3 protein-coding genes are annotated in these 7115 nt (G+C 70.4%); all 3 read left to right on the top strand.

All coding sequences use genetic code 11. From position 1 onward, the window contains the following. On the top strand, positions 1 to 794 hold a 794-nt coding region (locus A5773_RS26300; protein WP_197507879.1), incomplete at its 5' end, for a hypothetical protein. A gap of 100 nt (positions 795 to 894) precedes the next feature. Next, positions 895 to 4206 carry a DUF2126 domain-containing protein gene (locus tag A5773_RS13105; RefSeq protein ID WP_067791224.1) on the top strand — a complete coding sequence of 1104 codons (3312 nt, stop codon included), beginning with the start codon at positions 895 to 897 and terminating at the stop codon, positions 4204 to 4206. Next, on the top strand, positions 4206 to 6857 hold the full coding sequence (locus A5773_RS13110; RefSeq protein WP_067791226.1) for a circularly permuted type 2 ATP-grasp protein: 2652 nt from the start codon (positions 4206 to 4208) through the stop codon (positions 6855 to 6857). The genes A5773_RS13105 and A5773_RS13110 overlap by 1 nt, the downstream gene beginning before the upstream one ends. Positions 6858 to 7115: the final 258 nt, after the last annotated feature.

Consider the following 7115-nt stretch of genomic DNA (forward strand, 5'->3'; position numbering starts at 1 on the left):
GCCCGCCGCCGGGTTACGGCGCGCCGCCACCACCGCCCGGCTCCGGCCCGCCGCCCGGCTACGGCGCCCCACCCAAGCCCCCGATCATCGTGCTTGACGGGTTCAACTGGGCGTGGAACACCTTCACCAAGAACGCCGTGGCGTTGATCGTGCCCACGCTGGTCTACGGGCTGCTGATCGGGGTGGCCGGCGCGCTGATCACGCTGAGCCAGAACATGAACACGGGAACGACTCCCGACGACTACGACTTCACCTTCACGACCAACCTGACCGGCCCCGGGTACGGGCTGCTCGTCCTCGGCTACCTGGTGGCCTACGCGGTGAGCGCATTCGCGCAGTCGGCGTTCCTGTCCGGCTGTCTTGACCTGGCCGACGGGCGCGCCGTCACCATCGGCTCGTTCTTCAAGCCGCGCAACCTCGGCATGGTGTTTCTGGCCGTGCTGATCGTCGAGGTCCTCACCTCGATCGCATCGGCTTTCTGCTTCATCCCGGGTCTCGTGTTGGGCATATTCACCCAGTTCACCGTGGCGTTCGTGATCGATCGCTCGGAGTCGGCGATCAAGGGCTTCACTTCCAGCTTCTCGCTCGCCGGGTCGAATTTCGTCAACGCGCTGCTGGTGTGGCTGATCGTGTTCGCGTCCGCCATCGTCGGGCTTCTGTTGTGCGGTGTCGGCCTGTTGGTGGCGGCCCCGGTCGCGTCGCTGCTGATCATCTACGCCTACCGCAGGCTGAGCGGCGGCCAGGTGGTCCCCGTGCCGCAGCCGGGTTACCACCCGGGTCCGCCGCCGGCGTAACCGCCGATCCAAGCGGAGGCCGCGCCCGAAGTTACGGCGTTGTAAGCCGCAGCCGCGGTGCGCTGCGGCGTTGTGCCGCTTGTGATGAGATCACCATGTCATGAGCATCAAAGTCGCGCTGGAGCACCGCACCAGCTACACCTTCGACCGGCCGGTCCGGGTGTATCCGCACGTCGTGCGGCTGCGCCCCGCGCCCCACTGCCGCACGCCCGTCGAGGCCTACTCGCTGCGCATCGAGCCGGACGAGCACTTCATCAACTGGCAACAGGACGCGGTGGGCAATTTCCTTGCGCGCCTTGTATTTCCGAATCCCACCCAGCGGCTGACCATCACCGTCGGGCTGATCGCGGACCTCAAGGTGATCAACCCGTTCGACTTCTTCATCGAGGACTGGGCCGAGACGTGGCCGGCGCATGGGTTGACCTACCCGAAGGAGCTCGCCGACGACCTGGAGCCATACCTGCGGCCGGTCGACGAAAACGGTGACGGGTCGGGGCCCGGTGAGCTGACGCGGGCCTGGGTGCGCAACTTCTCGGTGCCGGCCGGCACCCGCACCATCGACCTGCTGGTCGCGCTCAACCGCGCCGTCAACGCCGACGTCGCCTACAGCGTCCGAATGGAACCCGGCGTGCAGACACCGGATCACACGCTGCGAACCGGGGTCGGCTCGTGCCGCGATTCGGCGTGGCTGCTGGTATCGATCCTGCGCCAGCTTGGGCTGGCCGCCCGTTTCGTGTCCGGCTACCTGGTGCAGCTGGCCTCCGACGTGGAGGCGCTCGACGGGCCGTCGGGCCCCGCCGCCGACTTCACCGACCTGCACGCCTGGACTGAGGTGTACATCCCCGGTGCGGGCTGGATCGGGCTGGACCCGACGTCGGGGTTGTTCGCCGGCGAGGGCCACATCCCGTTGGCGGCCACCCCACAGCCGGCGTCGGCGGCGCCCATCAGCGGCGGCACCGAACCGTGCGAATCGGTGCTGGAGTTCTCTAACACCGTCACCCGGGTCCACGAGGACCCGCGCGTCACCCTGCCCTACACCGACGACGCGTGGGACACGATCCGCGAGGTCGGCCGGCGCGTCGATGAGCGGTTGGCGGCCGCCGACGTGCGGCTGACCATCGGGGGCGAGCCGACATTCGTTTCGGTGGACGATCAGGTCGCCGAGGAATGGACCACGGCCGCCGACGGCCCGCACAAGCGGCAGCGCGCCTCCGACCTGGCCGCGCGCCTCAGAGAGGTGTGGGCGCCGAGCGGGTTGGTGCAGCGCGGGCAGGGCCGGTGGTATCCGGGAGAACCGTTGCCGCGCTGGCAGATCGCGTTGTATTGGCGCACCGACGGGCGACCGCTGTGGAGCGACGGCACGCTGCTGGCCGACCCGTGGCTGGGCGACTTGGCGCCGGCCGATAGCGACGCGGGCCACCGGCTGCTCGCCGCGATCGCCGACGGCCTGGAGCTGCCGCCGTCGCAAGTGCGGGCCGCCTACGAGGACCCGCTGCACCGGCTGGCGACCAAGGTGCGACAACCCGAGGGCGACCCGGTGGACCCGGCCGACGACCTCGACGCGGACTCCCCCGCCGGCCGCGCCGCCCTGCTGGCCCGCCTCGACGAATCCGTCACCGCCCCAGCGGCTTTCGTGTTGCCGCTGCACCGCCGCGACGATGGTCAGGGCTGGGCCAGCGCCAACTGGCAGCTGCGGCGCGGCCGAATCGTGTTGCTGCACGGCGATTCTCCGGCGGGGCTGCGGCTGCCGCTGGATTCCATCAGCTGGCGGCCGCCGCGCCCGTCGTTCGATGCCGATCCCCTGGGCGTCGGGGACGAGCTGTCGACGCAGTCGGGCACCGCGGTGGTGGAGGACTCCGACACCGCGCCGCCTACCGCGATGGTCGCCGAGATCCGCGATGGGCTGCTCTACCTCTTCATGCCGCCCACCGAGGCGCTGGAGCACTTCGTCGACCTGGTCGCACGCGTCGAGGCCGCGGCGGCCAAGGTCGACTGCCCGGTCGTGATCGAGGGCTACGAACCCCCGCCGGACCCCCGGCTGCGCTCGACGACCATCACCCCGGACCCCGGCGTCATCGAGGTCAACGTCGCGCCCACCGCGAGCTTCGCCGAGCAGAGTCAGCAGCTCGAAACCCTCTATCAGCAAGCCCGATTGGCGCGCCTGTCCACCGAGTCCTTCGACGTGGACGGCACCCATGGCGGCACCGGCGGCGGCAACCACATCACCCTCGGCGGAGTCACGCCCGCCGACTCGCCGCTGCTGCGGCGACCGGACCTGTTGGTATCGCTGCTGACGTACTGGCAGCGGCACCCGTCGCTGTCGTACTTGTTCGCGGGCCGGTTCGTCGGCACCACGTCGCAGGCCCCCCGGGTCGACGAGGGCCGCGCCGAGGCGCTCTACGAACTCGAGATCGCGTTCGCCGAGATCGCCCGGCTGTCGGCCGGCGGTGCGGCGAAGCCCTGGGTGATCGACCGCGCGCTGCGGCACCTGCTGACCGACATCACCGGCAACACCCACCGCGCAGAGTTCTGCATCGACAAGCTCTACAGCCCCGACAGCGCCCGCGGCCGGCTCGGCCTGCTGGAACTACGCGGTTTCGAGATGCCGCCGCATCTGCGCATGGCGATGGTGCAGTCGCTGCTGGTGCGCTCGCTGGTGGCGTGGTTCTGGGACGAGCCGCTACGCGCCCCGCTGATACGCCACGGCGCCAACCTGCACGGCCGATACCTGTTGCCGCACTTCCTGATTCACGACATCGCCGACGTTGCCGCGGACCTGCGCGCGCACGGCATCGCGTTCGAGACCAGCTGGCTGGACCCGTTCACCGAATTCCGCTTCCCCCGCATCGGCACGGCGGTGTTCGACGGGGTGGAGATCGAGTTGCGCGGGGCGATCGAACCGTGGAACACCCTCGGCGAGGAAGCCACCGCGGCCGGCACCGCCCGCTATGTCGACTCGTCGGTCGAGCGCATCCAGATCCGCATCATCGGCGCCGACCGGCACCGCTACGTGGTGACGGTCAACGGCTACCCGGTGCCGCTGCTGGCCACCGACAACCCCGACATCCACGTGGGCGGAGTGCGGTTCAAGGCCTGGCAGCCACCGAGCGCGCTGCACCCCACCATCAGCACAGACGTGCCGCTGCAGTTCGAGCTGGTCGACCTGACGACGGGCACGTCGCGCGGCGGGTGCACGTATCACGTCGCGCACCCCGGTGGGCGGGCCTACGACGAGCCGCCCGTCAACGCCGTCGAGGCCGAGGCACGGCGCGCCCGCCGCTTCGAGGCGACCGGCTTCACCCCCGGCAAGCTCGATCTGTCCGACATTCGGGAGAAACAGGCCCGGATCTTCACCGATATCGGCGCGCCGGGCATCCTCGACCTGCGCCGCGTGCGTACCGTTCAGCGGTAATGGCGTTTGCGGACATGACATTCGGCATCGGTACGGGGTCGGCGCCCCCGGCCGACCGCTACGACGCCGACCGCCTGCTGGCCGGGTACCGGGCCGCGCGCGCCCAGGAAGCGCTCTTCGATCTCCGGCATGGCCCGGCCGCCGGCTACGACGAATTCGTTGACCGGGACGGACAGGTGCGGCCGGCCTGGACGGAGCTGGCCGACACCATCGCGGAGCGCGGACGGGCGGGGCTCGACCGGCTGCGCTCGGTGGTGCGCGGCCTGATCGACAGCGACGGCATCACCTACACCGACGTCGATCCCGCCGGACACGGCCTCGAGCCGCGGCCGTGGATCCTGGACACGCTGCCGCTCGTCCTCTCCGCCGCGGAGTGGGAGGCGCTGGAGGCCGGGCTGGTGCAGCGATCCCGGCTGCTCGACGCCGTGCTCGCCGACCTGTACGGGTCGCGCAGCCTGCTCACCGAGGGGCTGCTGCCGCCGGAGCTGCTGTTCGCCCATCCCGGTTACGTGCGCGCGGCCAACGGCATCGAAGTGCCCGGGCATCACCAGCTCTTCCTGCACGCCTGTGACGTCAGCCGGCTACCGGACGGCACCTTCCAGGTCAACGCCGACCGGACGCAGGCGCCGTCGGGCGCCGGCTACGCGCTGGCCGACCGGCGCGTCGTCGCGCACTCCGTGCCCGATCTCTATGAACGGATCGCGCCGCGCCCGACGACACCGTTCGCCCAGGCGTTGCGGCTGGCGCTCATCGACGCCGCGCCCGACGATGCGCAGGATCCGGTGGTCGTGGTCCTGAGCCCGGGTATCTTCTCCGAAACCGCTTTCGATCAGGCGTATCTCGCGACGCTGCTGGGCTTTCCCTTGGTGGAGAGCGCGGACTTAGTGGTACGCGACGGCAAGTTGTGGATGCGCTCGCTGGGCACCTTGAAACGGGTGGACGTGGTCCTGCGCCGGGTCGACGCCGAATACGCCGACCCGCTCGATCTGCGGGCCGACTCCCGGCTCGGCGTCGTCGGTCTGGTGGAGGCGTCGCACCGCGGGACGGTGACCGTCGTCAACACGCTGGGCAGTGGCATCCTGGAAAACCCTGGGCTGCTTCGGTTTTTGCCCGAGCTGTCCGAGCGCCTCCTCTCCGAAGCGCCGCTGCTGCAGTCCGCGCCGGTCTACTGGGGCGGCATCGCGAGCGAATGCTCACACCTGCTGGCCAATCTGTCCTCGCTCCTGGTGAAGTCGACCGTCGGCGGTAAAACCCTTGTCGGCCCGACCCTTTCGTCATTGCAGCTGGCACAGTTGGCGGCCGCGATCGAAAAGATGCCCTGGCAGTGGATCGGCCAGGAACTGCCGCAGTTCTCGTCGGCGCCCACCGACCATGCCGGGGTGTTGTCCTCGGCCGGCGTCGGCATCCGGTTGTTCAACGTGGCCCAGCGCAGCGGGTACGCCCCGATGATCGGCGGCGTCGGCTACGTGCTGGCGCCCGGGCCGGCCGCGTACACGTTGCAAACCGTTGCCTCGAAGGATGTTTGGGTGCGCCCGACGGAGCGTGCGCGGGCCGAGACGGTGACCCTGCCGTCGCCCGTGTCGCCGGCGAAGACCGCGGCGGGCACCTGGGGTGTCAGCTCGCCGCGTGTGCTGTCCGACCTGTTCTGGATCGGCCGCTACGGCGAGCGCGCGGAGAGCATGGCGCGCCTGCTGCTCGTCGCCCGGGACAGGTTCCATGTCTACCGGCATCAGCAGCACACCGAAGAGAGCGAATGCGTGCCGGTGCTGATGGCCGCGCTGGGCCGGATCACCGGGGCCGACGACGACCGTGCCAGCGACGGGGCCGAGATGATCGCCGTCGCCCCCTCGACGCTGTGGTCCCTGACCGTGGATCCCGAGCGGTCCGGGTCGCTGGTGCAGTCGGTGGAAGGGTTGGCGCTGGCCGCCAGGGCGGTGCGCGACCAGATGTCCAACGACACCTGGATAGTGCTGGCCGGGGTGGAGCGCGCGCTGGCTCAGCGGCGGGAGCCTCCGGATTCCCTCGCCGAGGCCGACGCGCTACTCGCGTCGGCCCAGGTGCAGACGCTGTCCGGGATGCTCACCCTGTCGGGGGTCGCCGGTGAGTCGATGGTGCGCGACGTGGGCTGGACGATGATGGACATCGGCAAGCGCATCGAACGCGGCCTCTGGCTGACCGCGCTGCTGCGGGCCAACTTGACCGCCGTCCGCGCGCCCGCGGCCGAACAGACCATCATCGAGGCCACGCTGGTGGCGTGCGAGTCCTCGGTCATCTACCGGCGCCGCACCGTGGGCCAGGTCAGCGTCGCCGCCGTGGCCGAGCTGATGCTGTTCGACGCGCAGAACCCGCGGTCGCTGCTGTATCAAGTGGAGCGGCTGCGGGCCAACCTCAAGGACCTGCCCGGGGCGTCGGGGTCGTCGCGCCCGGAACGGCTCGTGGACGAGATCGCCACCCTGCTGCGCCGCTCGCATCCCGCCGAGCTGGAAGTCGTCAGCGCCGACGGGCAGCGGGCCGCGCTGGCCGACCTGCTCGGTTCGGTGCACGCCGGGTTGCGCGAGCTGGCCGAGGTCATCACCACCACGCAGTTGGCGCTGCCCGGCGGCATGCAGCCGCTGTGGGGCCCCGACGTGCGCCGGGTGATGCCGGCCTAGCGGTGATCGCGAGCGCGGCGAAGCCGGGCGAAGCGGGTCACCGCCATCGGGCCTAGCGGTGATCGCGAGCGCGGCGAAGCCGGGCGAAGCGGGTCACCGCCATCGGGCCTAGCGGTGATCGCGAGCGCGGCGAAGCCGGGCGAAGCGGGTCACCGCCATCGGGCCTAGCGTCGCAAATACACGTTGCGTCAATCGGGTTCGTCGTCGTCACCGTCGCGGAGGATTCTTTCGGGGTGGTGGTAGGTGTTGGTGCGGGGT

The organism is Mycobacterium sp. 852014-52450_SCH5900713 (assembly GCF_001667075.1).
Taxonomy (GTDB): Bacteria; Actinomycetota; Actinomycetes; order Mycobacteriales; family Mycobacteriaceae; genus Mycobacterium.